Source organism: Comamonas piscis, assembly GCF_014109725.1.
Classification (GTDB): Bacteria; Pseudomonadota; Gammaproteobacteria; order Burkholderiales; family Burkholderiaceae_C; genus Comamonas; species Comamonas piscis.
Map to the genome: position 1 here is coordinate 4,802,761 of NZ_CP058554.1, position 16,466 is coordinate 4,819,226.

The 16,466-nt window shown below is 62.5% G+C and carries 16 protein-coding genes; 7 read left to right on the plus strand and 9 right to left on the minus strand.

What is annotated here, in order from left to right:
- The first annotated feature begins 2 nt into the window (after positions 1-2).
- The 6 genes from HS961_RS21695 to HS961_RS21720 all read left to right on the plus strand — a co-directional run bounded on the left by HS961_RS21695 (position 3) and on the right by HS961_RS21720 (position 6,088).
- Positions 3-1,703, plus strand: a complete 1,701-nt coding sequence (locus HS961_RS21695; protein ID WP_182325507.1) for an NAD+ synthase — start codon at positions 3-5, stop codon at positions 1,701-1,703.
- Positions 1,704-1,764: 61 nt separating this feature from the next.
- Positions 1,765-2,817 carry a bifunctional nicotinamide-nucleotide adenylyltransferase/Nudix hydroxylase gene (locus tag HS961_RS21700; protein WP_182325508.1) on the plus strand — a complete coding sequence of 351 codons (1,053 nt, stop codon included), beginning with the start codon at positions 1,765-1,767 and terminating at the stop codon, positions 2,815-2,817.
- Positions 2,818-2,822: 5 nt separating this feature from the next.
- Positions 2,823-4,250 carry a hypothetical protein gene (locus HS961_RS21705; protein WP_182325509.1) on the plus strand — a complete coding sequence of 476 codons (1,428 nt, stop codon included), beginning with the start codon at positions 2,823-2,825 and terminating at the stop codon, positions 4,248-4,250.
- Between the two features lie 4 nt (positions 4,251-4,254).
- On the plus strand, positions 4,255-5,133 hold the full coding sequence (locus tag HS961_RS21710; RefSeq protein WP_182325510.1) for a decaprenyl-phosphate phosphoribosyltransferase: 879 nt from the start codon (positions 4,255-4,257) through the stop codon (positions 5,131-5,133).
- Positions 5,134-5,135: 2 nt separating this feature from the next.
- Positions 5,136-5,573: a divergent PAP2 family protein gene (locus HS961_RS21715; protein ID WP_182325511.1), complete on the plus strand. Its 438-nt coding sequence runs from the start codon at positions 5,136-5,138 to the stop codon at positions 5,571-5,573.
- A 35-nt stretch (positions 5,574-5,608) separates the two neighbouring features.
- Entirely contained in the window at positions 5,609-6,088 is a 480-nt protein-coding gene (locus tag HS961_RS21720) for a GNAT family N-acetyltransferase (protein ID WP_182325512.1), read from the plus strand.
- A 347-nt stretch (positions 6,089-6,435) separates the two neighbouring features.
- On the opposite strand, the gene HS961_RS21725 is transcribed toward HS961_RS21720, so the two are convergent.
- The 7 genes from HS961_RS21725 to HS961_RS21755 all read right to left on the minus strand — a co-directional run bounded on the left by HS961_RS21725 (position 6,436) and on the right by HS961_RS21755 (position 13,007).
- Entirely contained in the window at positions 6,436-7,338 is a 903-nt protein-coding gene (locus tag HS961_RS21725) for a carbohydrate kinase family protein (RefSeq protein ID WP_182325513.1), read from the minus strand.
- Positions 7,339-7,364: 26 nt separating this feature from the next.
- Positions 7,365-8,867 (minus strand): zinc-ribbon and DUF3426 domain-containing protein, encoded by a 1,503-nt coding sequence (locus HS961_RS21730; protein ID WP_182328372.1) that lies wholly within the window; start codon positions 8,865-8,867, stop codon positions 7,365-7,367.
- A 25-nt stretch (positions 8,868-8,892) separates the two neighbouring features.
- A complete protein-coding gene (prmA, locus tag HS961_RS21735) occupies positions 8,893-9,813 on the minus strand; it encodes a 50S ribosomal protein L11 methyltransferase (protein WP_182325514.1) in 921 nt (306 codons plus the stop codon).
- A 75-nt stretch (positions 9,814-9,888) separates the two neighbouring features.
- Positions 9,889-11,244, minus strand: a complete 1,356-nt coding sequence (accC, locus tag HS961_RS21740) for an acetyl-CoA carboxylase biotin carboxylase subunit (RefSeq protein WP_182325515.1) — start codon at positions 11,242-11,244, stop codon at positions 9,889-9,891.
- A 10-nt stretch (positions 11,245-11,254) separates the two neighbouring features.
- On the minus strand, positions 11,255-11,701 hold the full coding sequence (accB, locus tag HS961_RS21745; RefSeq protein ID WP_182325516.1) for an acetyl-CoA carboxylase biotin carboxyl carrier protein: 447 nt from the start codon (positions 11,699-11,701) through the stop codon (positions 11,255-11,257).
- A 118-nt stretch (positions 11,702-11,819) separates the two neighbouring features.
- Entirely contained in the window at positions 11,820-12,233 is a 414-nt protein-coding gene (locus tag HS961_RS21750; protein WP_327012007.1) for a TlpA disulfide reductase family protein, read from the minus strand.
- A gap of 177 nt (positions 12,234-12,410) precedes the next feature.
- Positions 12,411-13,007, minus strand: a complete 597-nt coding sequence (locus tag HS961_RS21755) for a hypothetical protein (RefSeq protein ID WP_412101613.1) — start codon at positions 13,005-13,007, stop codon at positions 12,411-12,413.
- Positions 13,008-13,110: 103 nt separating this feature from the next.
- On the opposite strand from HS961_RS21755, the gene mpl reads away from it, so the two are divergent.
- Positions 13,111-14,514, plus strand: a complete 1,404-nt coding sequence (mpl, locus tag HS961_RS21760; RefSeq protein ID WP_182325519.1) for a UDP-N-acetylmuramate:L-alanyl-gamma-D-glutamyl-meso-diaminopimelate ligase — start codon at positions 13,111-13,113, stop codon at positions 14,512-14,514.
- A 94-nt stretch (positions 14,515-14,608) separates the two neighbouring features.
- Here mpl and HS961_RS21765 read toward each other — a convergent pair whose 3' ends face one another.
- Together HS961_RS21765 and HS961_RS21770 are read right to left on the minus strand one after the other, a co-directional pair.
- On the minus strand, positions 14,609-14,920 hold the full coding sequence (locus tag HS961_RS21765) for a hypothetical protein (RefSeq protein WP_182325520.1): 312 nt from the start codon (positions 14,918-14,920) through the stop codon (positions 14,609-14,611).
- Positions 14,921-14,978: 58 nt separating this feature from the next.
- Positions 14,979-16,133, minus strand: coding sequence for a 3-deoxy-7-phosphoheptulonate synthase (locus HS961_RS21770; RefSeq protein WP_182325521.1), 1,155 nt, complete (start codon positions 16,131-16,133; stop codon positions 14,979-14,981).
- Positions 16,134-16,466 lie beyond the last annotated feature (333 nt).

Below are 16,466 nucleotides of genomic sequence, written 5' to 3' on the forward strand. Positions count from 1 at the left end.
CCATGCTCAACATCACCCTGGCCCAGCTGAACCTGACAGTGGGCGACATGGATGGCAATATCGACCAGATGGTGGCGGCCGCTCGCCAGGCGCAGAACGATGGCGCGCAGCTGGTGGTGTTTGCCGAGCTGTCCCTCACCGCCTACTACCCGGGCGACCTGCTGGATGAGCCCGATTTTCTTGCCCGGGTCGATGCCGGTATTGCACGGTTGCTGCAAGAGAGCCAGCAACTGCCCGAGTTGCACTGGGTGCTGGGCGCGCCCACCCGCAGCGCCGGGCCAGGCAAGCGCCTGCACAACAGCCTGCTGGTGCTGCACAACGGTGCCATCCGCCTGCAGTACGACAAGCAGCTGCTGCCCACCTACAACATCTTTGACGAGCGCCGCCATTTCGAGCCCGGCCGCGATGTGGCCAAGGTGCTGCGCATCGGCCAGATGCAGGTGGGCTTTCTGATCTGCGAGGACGGCTGGAACGACAGCGGCTCGGACTACGCCACCAACCCGTTTGAGCGCATGGCCGATGCCGCGCCCGATGTGGTCGTCAGCATCAATGCCAGCCCCAGCCACCTGGGCAAGCGCGAGGAGCGTCACCAGATCTTCAGCCAGGCTGCCAGCCGCCATGGGCTGCCAATCCTGTATGTCAACCAGGTGGGCGGCCAGGACCAGATCGTGTTCGATGGCGCATCGTTTGCGGTGCAGCCCGAGCGCGGCATCGTCTGGGAGGCCCCGCGCTTTGTGCAAACCATCTACACCCTGGGCTTTGACCAAGGCAATTTTCGCCTGCCCAGCGGCTCCCTGCCAACGGCCCCGGCCGTGCAAGGCCTGCCAACGATGGAGTTCTACCGCCAGCAAATCATGCTCGGCCTGCGCGACTATGCACGCCGCTGCGGCTTTAGCCAAGTGGTGGTCGGCAGCTCCGGCGGCATCGATTCCGCACTGACCCTGGCGCTGGCGGCTGAGGCGCTGGGCCCCAGCAATGTGGTGGGCATCACCATGCCATCGCACTACTCGTCGAGCGGTTCGGTCGATGACTCGGTGGCGCTGTGCCGCAACCTCGGCATCACCTTGCACACCCACCCGATTGCCGATCTGGTGCAAGGCTATGCGCAGCAGTTTGAGGCCAGCTTTGGCAGCCCCTTGCTAGGCCTGCCGCTGGAGAATGTGCAGGCCCGCATTCGCGGCACCATCTTGATGGAGTACAGCAACGCCTTTGGCCACCTGCTGCTGACCACCGGCAACAAATCCGAGATCTCCGTGGGCTACTGCACCCTGTATGGCGACACCAATGGCGGCCTGGGCCTGATTGGCGATCTTTACAAAACGGAGGTGTTTGCGCTCTCGCGCCACATCAATGACTACGCCGGGCGCGAGCGGATCCCTGAAGCCATCATCGACAAGCCGCCGTCGGCCGAACTCGCACCCGACCAAAAGGACGAAGACAGCCTGCCGCCCTATGCGGTGCTCGACGAGGTCCTCAAGATCCTCATCGAAGGCCAGCGCCTGTCCACGCAAGAGTACGATGCCGCCCGCCTGTTTGTCGAACAGCTGACGCAGACCGAGGCTGGCCGGCAATTGGTGGCCAAGGTGCAGCGCATGGTCCACCGCAGTGAGTACAAGCGCCGCCAGGCACCGCCCATCCTGCGCCTGCGCCCACGCGCCTTTGGCACCGGCCGGCAAATGCCGATTGCAGCCTACTACCCTTGAGCGCAGCTCCACAGCGCATAATCCCAAGCCAGCAGACCCGCTGGCACCCAGATACCGAGACATGACCGCAGCTACCGAGCACTATGACCTGGCCGTCCTGATTGGCCGCTTTCAGCCGCCGCACCTGGGCCACCTGGCCTTGCTGCAGCAGGCGCTTGCCCGCGCCAGCAAGGTGGTGGTGGTGCTGGGGTCCGCCCTGCAGGCGCGCAGCCCCAAGAACCCCTTTACCTGGCAAGAACGTGCGCAGATGTTTGCCGCAGCGCTCAGCCCGGCCGATGCGGCGCGCCTGGTGTTTGTGCCCATCCGCGATTACTACGACGAACCGCGCTGGGTCACCGCCGTGCGCGAAGCCGTCACCAGCCACAGCAAGCCGGGCGCTCGCATTGGCCTGGTGGGCCACTTCAAGGATGACAGCAGCAGCTACCTGGCCCACTTCCCCGGCTGGGAGCTGGTGAGCCTGCCACGCCAGAACAGCATCGATGCCACCCCTATTCGCGACGCCTACTTTGGCTTGTCAGGTGATGGTTCTGCCGATGGCCTGGCCGCTCTTGCAGACATGCTGCCGGCCAGTTCATTGCAGTTTCTGCAGCAGTTCCGCACCACCTCGGAATACGCCGCACTGCAAACCGAGTGGCAGATGCTGCGCCGCTACCAGGCCTCCTGGGCGGCAGCGCCCTACCCGCCGGTCTTTGTCACCGTCGATGCACTGCTGCGCTGCGGAAACGAGGTGCTGCTGATCCGCCGAGGCCATGCGCCGGGCCAAGGTCTGCTGGCGCTGCCCGGCGGCTTTGTGGAGCCGCGCGACAACCTCTGGCAATCCTGCCTGCGCGAGCTGCAGGAGGAAACCCATTGCGCGCTGGAAGAACCCCAGCTCCAGGCCGCCCTGCAGTCGGTCACCGTGTTCGACCACCCCGACCGCAGCCAACGCGGCCGCACCATCACCCACGTCCACTATTTCGATCTGCAGCGCAGCCCCAAGCCGGCGGTACGTGCCGACGACGATGCGGCAGAAGCCTTCTGGCTCAGCATCGACGCCATCCGGGCGCGCGAGGCGGAGTTTTTTGAGGACCATTTCCAGATCGTGCAGAAAGTACTGGCGGGCAACGCACAATAGCGCCCATGCAAGCTTTCGTCTCCAACCGCCATGGCGCCCGCTGGCCCTGGCTGCTTATCGCAGTGCTGCTGCTGCTGGGCATCAGCCGTTTTGTAGCGTTCAGCACGCATGCGCCCGTTCTGGGCTACCCCAATAACTTCGATTTTCTGCGTACTTCCGGCTGCGTCGGCATCTGGAACTTTGACGCCCAGTCCGAAGCCTTCCACAGCCCTGCACCCGATCGGGTGGTTGGGCAGCTGCACTACAACGACGAGCGGCTCTGGCAGTTCTGCAATCCCACGGCCGAGACCCTCTACCTGAGCGCGCTCAAACTGGGCCACAGCGTGGGCGACACCTTCCCCATCCAGCACCTGGCCTACGCCAAACTGGCCATCCTGCTGCTGGCCTATGCCGCGCTGATGTGGGCCCTGCGCAGCATGCGCCTGCGCCTGTTTCTCAGTGCCTGCTTTGTCCTGCTGTGGTGGGACATGAGCACCTTGCTGTACTTCCAGTCGCTCTACCCCGTCTTTAGCAGCCTGTTCTTCTCTTTGTTTGTCGTCATCGCACTGCTGGCCTGCCGCATGGATGCTTTCTCGCGCAGCCCCTGGGCCTCGCTGCTATTGGCGGTGTTGACCTTCATGCTCGGCTTCTCCAACCAGCAGTACTTTTACCTAGCCATCGCGCTGACTGCCCTGTTCCTGCTGTTCAATGGCAAGCGCTACCGCCTGCACAGCGCTGCGATGTTGTGCGCCATGGTCGTCGCCAGCCTCTGCCATAGCCATCTGCGCCCGGCACAAAGCCAAGAGTTCTATGCCGGCATCGACCGTGTCAACCGCATCGATACCATCTTCTATGGCGTGCTGATGCAGTCCAGCGATCCGCAAGAGGCAGCAGTCAGTCTGGGGTTGCGCCCCGAATGCGCACAAATGGCCGGCATCAATGCCCATATGTTCAACCATGGCCTCAAAGAGAATATTTGCCCCGAGGTTGCCAGCATCAGCCGCCTGAAGTTGCTGAACCTGGCAGCCAAACAGCCTGCCACCATCGCCAAGACACTGGTCGCTGGCCTGGAAGCTTACAAGCCGGTCTATGGATTTTTCCCGCAGCTCTACCCTTATCATGCCAGCGAGCTGTCTCCAGGCATGTATGCCAGCTCGCCATCGTCCATCATCGTGAGCGTGCCTCGGGGGCTGTACTTAAGCATGGTCGCTGCCATGGCCTTGCTGGCTGCAGCGGCATTTGTCTATGCGCTCCTGCCCCGAGGGCGCCAATGCCTCTGGGCTCATGCCATATGGTTAGGCGGCATGCTGTGTTTCTACAGCATCTTCAGCTCGGTTTTTGGCGATGGTCTGCTGGAGGTCGAGCGCCACGCGGCCGTCTTCCTGCCGGGTTTCATCCTGCTATGGCTAGGCGCCTTCTTTGGCGTGATGGAACGCCTGCGTGCGGCACGGTAGCGCCATGCCAGCGACCACTGCTTCGCCCTCTCAACGCCTGCTTGGCCTTCTGCGCCTGATGCGGCCACGCCAATGGATCAAGAACGGGTTTGTGCTGGCGCCGCTGGTGTTCACCGGCTCGTTCACCAACCCCCATGCCGTGGGCCAAGCGCTGCTGGCGATGCTGCTGTTTTGTGTCGCCTCTTCGGCCACCTATATCGTCAATGATCTGCGCGATATCGAGCAAGACCGCAAGCACCCCCGCAAATCGCTGAGCCGACCGCTCGCCGCAGGCCTCGTCAGCGTGCGCCAGGCACTGCTGCTGCTGGTGGTGCTGTATGCACTGCTGCTGGCGGCATGGCCGTTTGCACCGCAGGTCTTGCAGGTGATTGCCGCCTACCTGGCGCTCAACCTGGCCTACAGCTACTACCTCAAGCACCAGCCCGTTCTGGACATTTTCACGATCGCCATCGGCTTTGTGCTGCGGGTCTGGGGCGGCGCCCAAGCGCTGCAGGTGCCCATCAGCGCGTGGATGTTTGTCACCACCTTGTGCCTGGCGCTCTACCTGGCAGCCCTCAAGCGGCGGCAGGAGCTGCTGCATACGGGTACCGAGGCGCGGGCGGTTTTGCAGAAATACTCGGTGTCGCTGGTGGAGCGTTACGCAGAAATTGCCGCCACTGGCGCGTTGGTTTTCTACAGCATGTTTGTGATGTCCGTCCGCCCGCAGCTGGTGGTGTCCATCCCACTGGTTCTGTTTGGCCTGTTTCGCTACTGGTATGTGGTCGAGAAGCTCGATGGCGGCGAGTCACCCACCGATGCCTTGCTCAGCGATCTGCCGCTGCTGCTGACGGTGCTGGCCTGGGTGCTGGTCTGCCTGTGGGCGCTGGCTGGCCTGAAAGGATAAGCATGGATCTGTCCTATCTGCTGACCCCGCTGCTGGCCTGGCTGGTGGCCGGCTCGCTGAAGTTTTTGATCAACAGCTGCCGCGCGGGCAAGCCGGCCTTTGGCTTGATCGGCTATGGCGGCATGCCCAGCAACCACAGCGCCATCGTCAGCAGCATGGCCGCGCTGGTGGCCCTCAAACACGGCATCGACCACCCGGCTTTCGGCGTCGCACTCACCCTGGCCTTCATCGTGGTGCTCGACGCCAGCAGCCTGCGCCGACAAGTGGGTAAACATGCGCAAGCCATCAACCGCCTGCATGACCGAGCCCCCGATGCAGCACCAAGCGCCACACCGCTGCGCGAACGCATGGGCCACAGCCTCGCCGAGATCTTCGGCGGCATCGTCTGCGGTATTGTGCTGGCCTGCGCGGTGTACGCCTGGATGCCGTTGTACGATTGACCTTTGCTTGCCTACGCCCCCTGCGACTTTTTCGTATGCCATTGACCATCCGCCCCGCCACCATCGACGACACCGACACCATCCTGCGCTTTGTGCGCGATCTGGCGGTCTATGAGAATGCCGAGCACGAAGTGCTCTCCACGCCCGCCCATGTCCACAAGACCATGTTCAGCGAGGGTGCCACCGCGCATGGCTTGATTTGCGAGCAGGACGGCCAGGCGGTGGGCTTTGCGGTGTATTTCTTCAACTATTCCACCTGGCAGGGGCGCAACGGCCTCTACCTGGAAGACCTCTACGTTGACCCCAGCCACCGTGGCAGCGGCGCCGGCAAAGCCTTGCTGCGCCATCTGGCGCGCATTGCCATCGACAAGGATTGCGGGCGCTTTGAGTGGAGTGTGCTGGACTGGAACACCCCGTCCATCCAGTTCTATGACAGCTTGGGCGCCAAGCCGCAGAGCGAATGGATTCGCTACCGGATGACGGGTGAAGCGTTGGAGGCCTTTGCGAAAGCTTGATGCAAAGGCTCAGCCTGTAAGAACCTGTTCAAAGTCTCTACGCAGCCGCGTTGGAGTGCAATCGGGATGAGTTCGAAGCGATGGTCCACAGCTTGCACCGGGGTGCAAGCAAGGGCCAGCGCGAAGAAATCGCCCGATTTCACTCCAACCCTCCGGGACAGTGGCTTTGCGCTGCCCGGGTAGGGGCGCCCGGCTAGGGAGCGGTCTGCGTCGTTGCAAATCCTCGCAATAGCGCGGCTATTGCTGCGGTGTTGCGCGGCTAGGCGCCCCCCTCGCATCCCATCTCGCAAAGACACTGTCGCGGCGCGAGGAGGCTTTGAACAGGTTCTAAGGGCTGAGCCGCCGCCTCAGACTGCTGCAGGGTCAAAGTCCAGCTGGTAGTTTTGCGGGCCGCGCGCCGCAATCTTCAACGCGCCCATGCGGTTACCCAACTCTACGCAGCTATGCAGCGAGCGGCCCTGCTCCAGGCCCCAGAGCAAACCACCGCGCCAGGCATCGCCGCAGCCGGTGGGGTCCACCACCGCAGCGGCTTTGAGGCCCGGGACATGCGTGCGCTCGCCGTTTTCCCACAGCTCGCAGCCCTCGGCGCCCAGGGTCACCATCAGGCCTTGCACCTGGGTAGAGATCTCGGCAAACGACAGACCGGTGCGCTCGGTCAGCATCTTGCCTTCGTAGTCGTTCACGGTCACCCAGGTGGCCAGGCTGATGAAATGGCGCAGGTCATTGCCATCGAACATCGGCAGGCCTTGGCCCGGGTCAAACACAAAGGGGATGCCTGCGGCATGCAGCTGCTCCGCGTGCTGCAGCATGGCATCACGGCCATCGGGCGCCACGATGCCAATAGCAGCACCGCAGTCCTTGGTGATGGTGTTCTCATGAGCCTGCATCATCGCGCCGGGGTGGAAGGCGGTGATCTGGTTGTTGTCCATGTCGGTGGTGATCATGCACTGGGCGGTGTAATGGTCATCGAGCTTCTTGATAAAGCGGGTGTCGATACCCAGCTCCTTGAAGTGCGCGACATAGCCATCGCCATCATGGCCCACCACGGCCATCGGCAGTGCCTGGCCACCCAGCAGATGTAGCGCATAGGCAATATTGCCAGCGCAGCCGCCAAAATCACGGCGCAGGGTGGGCACCAGGAAGGACACGTTCAGGATGTGGATCTGATCGGGCATGATCTGGTCGGCAAAGCGGCCCGAAAAGGTCATGATGTTGTCAAACGCGAGCGAGCCGCAAATCAGCGAAGCCATGAAGCTGTTCTTTCTGTTATCAAATCTCAAGGGTAAAACGCAAGCACCCGGTAACCCACCACATCGCCGGCAGCCTCTGCCACCTGGATGACCATCTCCGCCGACCACTCGCCCTGCGGCTCCAGTGCTGGCGGCGCTTGCAGATCCTGTGGACTGAGCACGCGGCGCAGCACCAGTTTTTCTGCGGCATCGTTCAGGCTCAGCTCCAGCGAGGGAACGGCCACCGCATAGTCGGCGCTATTGCGCAAGACCACACGCAGCCGGAACTGGCGCGGCCCCACGGCATTGAAGCTGGTGCTGTCGATAGATACGGCCTGCAGCAGACGCGGTGGCGCGATCTCACAGCCGGCCAGCCGGCAGACCGCTTGCATCGCCGGCCGCCATTGCGGTTGGGCCTGGGCCAGGCGGTCACGCTGGGTGATCGCCACTTGCAGCAGCAAAGCCGCCAGCAGCAACACCGTCAGCAGCAGCGACAGCACCACCACCCCGGGCTTGCGCCAGAATGCCTTGCGCTTGGCAGCGCGTACAAAACCAGGTTCGGCCGCGGCATCCATGCCCACAACAGCCGCCGCATCGGCAACCGCAGCATCGGCTGCCGCAACCGACTCATCCATCTGCGCCACATAGTTGGTGGCTGCGGACAGCGAGGGCTCCACCTTGCCAGCGCCGAGTGTTCGGCCTGCCATCTCGGGCGCCAACAAAAGATCGTCGTCCTGCCGCGCCACCGGGGCGGAGATGATGGGATCGTGGGCGCTGCTCTGCCTCAAATAGGGTGGAGGTCCAGACCCTTGTTGGGTGTTGTCATTTTCTGCATCGACTGCAACAGGCGCAGTCGCTTCCTGAGCGGGTGGCGGAGGGGCCTCTTCCACTGGTGCTGGCGGTGGAGGCTCTACCGGCACAGGCACAGGCGCCTGCACGACAGGCTTCTGGCGCTCGGCCAGGGCTTCCAGCAAGCGTCCCTCTCGGGCTTGCAACTCCGCCAGGTCATCGGTGGCCGAACAGTCCACCCGGCTGCTGCGCAAGGATTCCGGGCGTTGGTCCGCCAGGGGTTGCCATTCACTCTCCAGACCGCTGCGGTCGGGAACCGAAGGCGCCGAGGCGGGTGGCGGCGCTTCTGGCTCATCCGCATAGGCCTGCATCCACGAGGAATCCACATAACCCGAATCCCCGCTCGCATTGGCACGGCGAGGAAACACCAGCACCGACAGCTCAGGCACCTGGGCGTGCGGGTCGACTTGCAGCGAATTCTCCGTCCGCAACACCGCAGCGCCATGCTGGACAGGCTCGGGGCTGGGCGGGGCTATGGCAGGCGGAGGCACCTGCTGCGGCGCCACGGCCAGGGCTTGCGCGGCGGCTGCTGTCTGCGGGCCAGCAGGCGTGGCCGCCGGCGCACCGGCTACCAGGTGCGTGAGCGCATCAAATACCGCCTTGCACTTGCCACAGCGCACCCAGCCATCGGAGATGCGCAATTGGTCATCCACCACCTTGAAGCGGGTCTGGCACTGGGGGCAACGCGTTATCTGGCTCATCGCAGTGGATTGTAGGGTCAGAAGCTCAGCGGCCTGCCTCGGCGGCGGAATCTGCCGCGCGCCGTGCTGTCATCAGCACCCAACCGTCTTCGCTATCGGCCACTTCCAGCTGCAGATAAGGCGCATAGGCGGCCTTCAGCTCGTCGGTCTGGCGCTCCAAAATGCCTGCCAGCACCAGATGGCCGCCGCTGGCAACATGGGCACACAGCAGCGGTGCCAGCACCTTCAGCGGAGTCGCCAGGATATTGGCCAGCACCGTCTGGTACTCGCCCTGGGCGGCATCGGGCAAACCGGCACGCAGCTGTACCCGGTTGGCCTGGGCGTTGTACTCGGTCGACTCCACTGCTGCGGTGTCGATGTCCACAGCGTCGATATCGACCGCGCCAAACTTGGCCGCACCAATGGCCAGGATGCCGGAGCCGCAACCGTAATCCAGCACACGACCCAGGTCTTGGCCTTCCGCACCGCGCTGCGCAATCCAGCGCAGGCACATGCGGGTGGTGGGGTGGGTACCCGTGCCAAAAGCCAGGCCCGGGTCCAGTCGGATGCTGCGGGTGGCAGCCTCGGGCAGTTCATGCCAGGTCGGCACGATCCAGAAATCCGGGGTGATATCGACGGGCGCAAACTGGGATTGGGTCAGGCGCACCCAGTCCTGCTCGGCCACCTCACGGATACCCAGCAGCTCGCAGCCTTCAAAGAAATCCTGCAACTGCAGCAGGCTCTGCGCTTCTTCCGCCGCAGCGCGCTGCGGGAACAGCGCCACCATGCGGCTGCGCTGCCAGCCACCTTTGGGCGGGGGCATGCCGGGCTCGCCAAACAAGGCCTGCTCGGCATCGGTCTGTGCATCGGCATCTTCGACCGACACGCTCAGCGCATCAAGCGCGTCCAGCGCTTCGCTCACGCTCTCGACCCGGTCTTCCGGGCACATCAGGCACAGTTCGTACATGACAGGGTTTCCTTAATGCAAAAAGCTGGCATTCCCTTGGAAATGCCAGCATCTATCACGATGAAAGGGGGCGCATCAACGCTTGCGCGCAGCCAGCCACTCTTCCAGATAGTGGATATTGGTGCCGCCGGCATTGAACTTGGCATCCACCATCAGCTCCGAATGCAACGGAATATTGGTCGAAATACCTTCGACCGCCGTCTCCATCAGCGCCGTACGCATGCGGGCAATCGCCTGCTCGCGGGTGTCACCATAAACGATCAGCTTGCCGATCATCGAGTCGTAGTTCGGTGGCACAAAGTAGTTGGCATACACGTGCGTATCCACGCGCACACCAGGACCGCCGGGCATATGCCAGGTGGTGACCCGGCCGGGCGACGGGGTGAACTTGTAGGCATCTTCGGCGTTGATACGGCATTCGATCGCATGACCGCGCATTTGCGCATTGATCTGGCGTTGCGTGAACGGCAGTTTTTCGCCTGCAGCCACCATGATCTGGGTGCCAACGATGTCCACACCGGTGATCCACTCGGTCACCGGATGCTCCACCTGCACGCGGGTGTTCATCTCGATGAAGTAGAACTCGCCGTTTTCGTACAGGAACTCAAACGTGCCCGCACCGCGGTAGCCGATCTTCTTGCAGGCGGCCACGCAGCGGTCACCGATCTTCTCGATCAGGCGGCGTGGAATACCAGGCGCCGGCGCCTCTTCAATCACCTTCTGGTGGCGGCGCTGCATGGAGCAATCGCGCTCACCCAGGTAGACGGCGTTCTTGAACTTGTCGGCCATCACCTGAATTTCGATGTGGCGCGGGTTCTGCAGGTACTTTTCCATGTATACCGCAGGATTGCCGAAGGCCGCACCGGCTTCCGCCTTGGTCATCTGCACGGCATTGACCAGCGCTGCCTCGGTGTGCACCACGCGCATGCCACGGCCGCCGCCGCCGCCAGCGGCCTTGATGATCACCGGGTAGCCAATCGCCTTGGCAATGCGGCGGATCAGTGCAGGATCGTCCGGCAGTTCGCCATCGGAGCCGGGCACGCAGGGCACGCCCGCCTTGATCATCGCCTGCTTGGCCGAGACCTTGTCACCCATGATGCGGATGGACTCAGGCGTCGGACCAATGAACTGGAAGCCGCTCTTTTCCACACGCTCGGCAAAGTCGGCGTTCTCGGACAGAAAGCCGTAACCGGGGTGGATCGCCTCGGCGTCCGTCACCTCGGCAGCCGAGATGATGGCAGGCATGTTCAGGTAGCTTTGGCCGGATGGAGCCGGGCCAATGCACACAGCCTCATCGGCCAGCTTCACATACTTGGCGTCGCGGTCCGCTTCGGAATAGACCATGACGGCCTTGATGCCCAGCTCGCGGCAAGCGCGCTGCACGCGCAGCGCGATCTCTCCACGGTTGGCAACCAGAATTTTCTTGAACATGGGCTAGGCCTTATTCAATGATGAACAGAGGCTGACCAAATTCCACGGCCTGGCCGTTCTCGCCCAAGATTTGCTTGATCGTGCCGGACTTGTCGGCTTCGATCTCATTGAGGATCTTCATCGCTTCAATAATGCACACGGTCTCGCCTTCCTTGACCTGGCTGCCGATTTCGACAAAAGCCTTGGCGCCGGGTGCAGACGAGCGGTAGAAGGTCCCGACCATCGGCGACTTGACCGTATGGCCCTGCACAACAGCAGGTGCAGCTTCGGCAGCGGCAGCAGGTGCAGCAGCAACGGGCGCTGCTGCAGGCAGGACGGGGGCAGCCATCATTTGCTGCACCACGGCGCCGCCGCCCTTCACAATGCGAACCTTGCCTTCTGCTTCGGTGATTTCCAACTCCGAGACATTCGACTCGGACACGAGATCGATCAGGGTTTTCAGCTTGCGTAAATCCATGGGAGCTCCAACGGCTAAAAAATCAAACAGGGCGCAAATTTACTCTAATTTCGCCCTATTTGATTCAATATCTTTGATTTTTGATCAACGGCAGCACTGCCGTCCCGGCTTGCACACCTTATAGACTTGCCCAATTTTGCAAGTCAGATGCAAGAAGTTGCCCCATTTTACGATGTTGAACCTCACCTTGCCTACCAAATACCACTGTGAACGGTAGGCCGCCCGCGGAATTGCCTAGATCACGCGTCAGCTGGGTTCCGCTCAGCCCGGCGATGCCGACAGGGAAGGCCAGGGGCATGCGCTGCAGAAAACGCTGCACGGCAGCGTCCTGGTCCACCGCCAGACCCACCACCTGCCAGCCTTTTTCACGCTGCGCTTGGTAGAACTGGTTGAGCATCGGCAGCTCCTCAACACAGGGGGGACACCAGGTCGCCCAGAAATTCAACAACAAGGGCTTGCCCTGGAAGGCCTGCATGCGCAGCTCGGACTGTCCGCCAGGCGCAGCAAAGGCCTGGCTCCACAGCCCTTCCATCGCCGGGCCATTGGGCTCCGCAAGGCGGTGCCGCCACCAGGCCCAGCCGGCTCCCGCAGCCAGCGCGGCAGCAGCTACGCCACCGGTCAACAGCCGCCGGCGGCTAGTGGCGGCAGGCTGCTGTGCTAGGGGTTGCGCTGCATCAACAGGCGCGCGTTCAGGTGTTGGCATGGGGCATCACTCCGTCGTTGGGGTCAGCAGGCGACGCAGCGCCTCCAGCGAGCCGCGTGGTGTGCGGCCCTGGGCATCGGGCTTGAGGGCGCCGCGCAAATCATCCCGGTCATAAATCAGGTAGTGCACACCAATGCTTTCGTTCAGCGGTTTGCAAAAACTGCTGATCGACAAGGCATCCACCAACTCACCGTGGAACCCGTTGATCGACGATACGTCATAGCGTACGCCGTGGTCAATCAGCGCAATCTCTGCGGATTTTGAGTCATCACAGAACAACTGTATGTAAATATCAGAGAGCCGCGTAGCAGTGCCATTCCAGACGGCGCCCGCGAGATAGGGCCGAAAGGCCTCCATGCGCTCCATCCACAGCAGCGCCCATTCGCGCAGCGCGCGCAACTCGGCGGGCTGGGTATCGCCACAGAACAGCTCCAGATACTCTCGCACCGCCGCTTCCAGCGTGTCGTTGTCGGGAAGCGCGGTACGGCCCGGCAGGCCCAGCTGCTTGACGGCCCGCTTCTTGGCGGGCCCCCATTCCAGGCCCTCTTCCACCACCATACGCGCTGCCGTGTTGGCTATTTCCAAGCTTGTATCAGTGTTCATCCGATCCATTGTGTCGGATTTGGGCAGACCTCGCGGCACTTGCTTGCAATTACGGGCGCCAGGAGCACGGCTTCTCCCTGAGCGCGCCGTAGAATCGACGTCCATGCACATTCATATTCTGGGTATTTGTGGCACCTTTATGGGTGGAGTGGCGGCCTTGGCACGCGAGGCGGGTCACAAAGTAACGGGTTGCGACAGCGGCGTCTATCCGCCGATGAGTGACCAGTTGCGCGCGCTCGGTATTGACCTGATCGAGGGCTTTGGCGCCGACCAGCTCGCGCTCCAGCCCGATATGTATGTGGTTGGCAATGTGGTCAGCCGCGCGCGCCTGGACGATGGCTCGCCCAAGTTCCCGCTGATGGAAGCCATTCTTGACAGCGGCGCCCCCTACACCAGCGGGCCACAATGGTTGGCCGAGCATGTGTTGCAGGGCCGCCATGTGCTGGCGGTGGCGGGCACCCATGGCAAAACCACCACCACTTCGATGCTGACCTGGATTCTGGAGGCCGCCGGCCTGCAGCCGGGCTTTCTGGTCGGTGGCGTGCCGCTGGATTTTGGCGTCTCCGCCCGCTTGGGTGCCGCTACCCGGCCCGGTGAGGGTGACCAGCGCCCCGTGTTTGTCATCGAAGCGGATGAGTACGACACCGCCTTCTTCGACAAGCGCAGCAAGTTTGTGCACTACCGCCCCCGCACGGCGGTGCTGAACAACCTGGAGTTCGACCACGCCGACATCTTTGATAACCTGGCAGCCATTGAGCGCCAGTTCCACCACCTGGTACGCACTGTGCCCGCCAGCGGCCGCGTGGTGGCCAATGGTGTTGAAGAGAGCCTGACCCGCGTGCTGCACCAAGGCTGTTGGAGTGAGGTCGTGCGCTTTGGCGCCGCCATTGACGATATGCGCGCCGAAGGCGACCCCTCGAACTTCGAAGTGTTCTACAAAGATGCGCCTGCCGGCAAGGTGCAATGGGGTCTGAGCGGCGTGCACAACCAAATGAATGCACTCGCCGCGATTGCCGCCGCCCAGCATGTGGGCGTGGCGCCCGCGCAGGCGGCCCAGGCGCTGTCACGCTTTCAAAACGTCAAACGCCGTATGGAGCTGCGCGGCACTGCGGCCGGCATCCAGGTCTATGACGATTTCGCCCACCACCCCACCGCCATCCGCACCACCTTGGATGGCTTGCGCCAGCAGGTTGGCGCGCAAACCCGTATTCTTGCGGTGTTCGAACCGCGCAGCAACACCATGAAGCTGGGCACGATGAAATCGCAGTTGCCCTGGTCGCTGGAATCGGCCGATCTGGCCTTTTGCCACACCGCCGGCCTCGACTGGGATGCCGCCCAGGCTTTGGCCCCCATGGGCGCGCGCGCCCAGACCGCCGGCAGCATCGATACCCTGATTGCCCAGGTGCTGGCTGCCGCGCAACCCGGCGATGTCATCGTCGGCATGAGCAATGGCGGCTTTGGCGGGATCCACGACAAACTGCTGAAGGCGCTCGCCGAACAGGGCTGAGGCCCAGCTGAGCGCGAACCGCACGCCCTCTCAAGTAAAAAGCGAACCGAACGGCTCGCTTTTTCTCGGGTAAATCGACCGTACAGACCGGCGTTCAGAACGAGGCCGTCATGGCCTTCGTGTTCACCAGCACCGTGGGGCGCCCCACGGCGCCTACGCTGGCGCGGGCAAACTGCGCCAGCCACTGGGCATCGCCCAGCAACTGTGCGCCTGCCGCCTTGGCGACGACGACCACCTTGTCGACGATCAGTACCTTGCCGCTGGCACGCAGCGGCTCGCAATCCATGCGCAGAAATTCCTGGTCCAGCCAGCGGCGCCCGTCTTCATTGGACATGGCCTCCGCACTGTCAAAGCCATGGACAAACTCTTGTCCATCCTCCAGCAGAACCCGTACTTCATTGCGCATGACAACCCCTTATTGATAGTGCAGGGGCGGACCACTGCCAACCCCAAAAGCCGCCAGCTTACACCGTTGCAGCGGCGGTCTCCTCGGTGTTTGCGCGCACGCGGCGGGCCTGCACCGCCTCGGACAGCTCAGCCAAGGTCGCCAGCGAATCGTCCCAGCCCAGGCAGGCATCGGTGATGCTCTTGCCGTATTCCAGGCTGTCGGGGTCGTTTTTGCCGGGCGTGAACTTTTGCGCACCGGCTTGCAGATGGCTCTCGATCATCACACCAAACACGCTGCGTGATCCGCCTTCGATCTGCTGCGCGATATCGTGCACGACCTCCATTTGCTTCTCATGCTGCTTGCTGCTGTTGGCATGGCTGCAATCCACCATCAGGTTAGCCGGCAGGTGCGCGGCCTCCAGGTCCTTGCAGGCAGCGGCCACATGGGCGGCATCGTAATTGGGCGTCTTGCCGCCGCGCAAAATCACGTGGCAGTTGGTATTGCCCTTGGTGTGCACGATGGCGACCTGGCCGTTCTTGTGCACCGACAGGAAGTGGTGCGGGCGGCTGGCCGACTGGATGGCGTCGGTCGCAATGCGGATATTGCCATCGGTGCCGTTCTTGAAGCCCACCGGCGCCGAGATGCCCGAGGCCAACTCGCGGTGCACCTGGCTCTCCGTCGTGCGCGCACCAATCGCGCCCCAGCTGATCAGGTCACCAATGTACTGGGGCGAGATCATGTCCAGGAACTCGCTGCCCGCTGGCACGCCCTGGCGGTTGATCTCAATCAGCAGCTGGCGGGCAATGCGCAGGCCTTCGTCGATGCGGTAGCTCTCGTCGAGGTAGGGGTCGTTGATGAGGCCCTTCCAGCCCACCGTCGTGCGGGGCTTTTCAAAGTACACCCGCATGACGATCTCCAAGGTTCCCTCGTACTGCTTGCGCACGGCCTTGAGGCGGCGGGCGTACTCCAGCGCGGCTTGCGGATCGTGGATCGAGCAGGGGCCGATGATGACCAGCAGGCGGTCATCCTGGCCGGCCATGATGTTGTGGATGTTTTGGCGGGTGTTGCTGATCAGCGATTCAACGGGCGTGCCGTTGATGGGGAAGAAGCGAATCAGATGCTCGGGAGGCGGCAGCACAGTAATGTCCTTGATACGTTGGTCGTCGGTTTGGCTGGTTTTCTCGACACCGCGATACCAAGCATCGTTTGTGGGTTGGGCTTGCTGAGTCATCTGAGGATCCTGAAGGTGTGGGTGGTTTATGCAACAAAAAACCGCCGGGCTTTTCAGCTTCGGCGGTTGTCTGGGAGGTTTAGGTGCTCGCGCGCTCTTAGACCTCTCGTCCGCCTGGGACTGAGAGCCAAAAGTAAAAGGTAAAAGCGCTACGTGCTTGCATGTTTTTCAATGTACCACATCTACAGACAGCTGTTTTCATGCTGCAGCGCAAAACGCACAAAAATTGCATGAAATAAGATTTTAAATCTCAAAAAACATAATTCCAGCTATAAATCACATCGATATGCAATTTCCTTGCGCAACCACAGAAAAAATCCATCAGTAACCTGC

Bases quoted from the DNA above. Each gene is read 5' to 3' on its own strand.
- HS961_RS21695 (WP_182325507.1), top strand. From the start codon at position 3: ATGCTCAACATCACCCTGGCCCAGCTGAACCTGACAGTGGGCGACATG.
- HS961_RS21700 (WP_182325508.1), top strand. From the start codon at position 1,765: ATGACCGCAGCTACCGAGCACTATGACCTGGCCGTCCTGATTGGCCGC.
- HS961_RS21705 (WP_182325509.1), top strand. From the start codon at position 2,823: ATGCAAGCTTTCGTCTCCAACCGCCATGGCGCCCGCTGGCCCTGGCTG.
- HS961_RS21710 (WP_182325510.1), top strand. From the start codon at position 4,255: ATGCCAGCGACCACTGCTTCGCCCTCTCAACGCCTGCTTGGCCTTCTG.
- HS961_RS21715 (WP_182325511.1), top strand. From the start codon at position 5,136: ATGGATCTGTCCTATCTGCTGACCCCGCTGCTGGCCTGGCTGGTGGCC.
- HS961_RS21720 (WP_182325512.1), top strand. From the start codon at position 5,609: ATGCCATTGACCATCCGCCCCGCCACCATCGACGACACCGACACCATC.
- HS961_RS21725 (WP_182325513.1), bottom strand. From the start codon at position 7,338: ATGGCTTCGCTGATTTGCGGCTCGCTCGCGTTTGACAACATCATGACC.
- HS961_RS21730 (WP_182328372.1), bottom strand. From the start codon at position 8,867: ATGAGCCAGATAACGCGTTGCCCCCAGTGCCAGACCCGCTTCAAGGTG.
- prmA (WP_182325514.1), bottom strand. From the start codon at position 9,813: ATGTACGAACTGTGCCTGATGTGCCCGGAAGACCGGGTCGAGAGCGTG.
- accC (WP_182325515.1), bottom strand. From the start codon at position 11,244: ATGTTCAAGAAAATTCTGGTTGCCAACCGTGGAGAGATCGCGCTGCGC.
- accB (WP_182325516.1), bottom strand. From the start codon at position 11,701: ATGGATTTACGCAAGCTGAAAACCCTGATCGATCTCGTGTCCGAGTCG.
- HS961_RS21750 (WP_327012007.1), bottom strand. From the start codon at position 12,233: ATGGAAGGGCTGTGGAGCCAGGCCTTTGCTGCGCCTGGCGGACAGTCC.
- HS961_RS21755 (WP_412101613.1), bottom strand. From the start codon at position 13,007: ATGAACACTGATACAAGCTTGGAAATAGCCAACACGGCAGCGCGTATG.
- mpl (WP_182325519.1), top strand. From the start codon at position 13,111: ATGCACATTCATATTCTGGGTATTTGTGGCACCTTTATGGGTGGAGTG.
- HS961_RS21765 (WP_182325520.1), bottom strand. From the start codon at position 14,920: ATGCGCAATGAAGTACGGGTTCTGCTGGAGGATGGACAAGAGTTTGTC.
- HS961_RS21770 (WP_182325521.1), bottom strand. From the start codon at position 16,133: ATGACTCAGCAAGCCCAACCCACAAACGATGCTTGGTATCGCGGTGTC.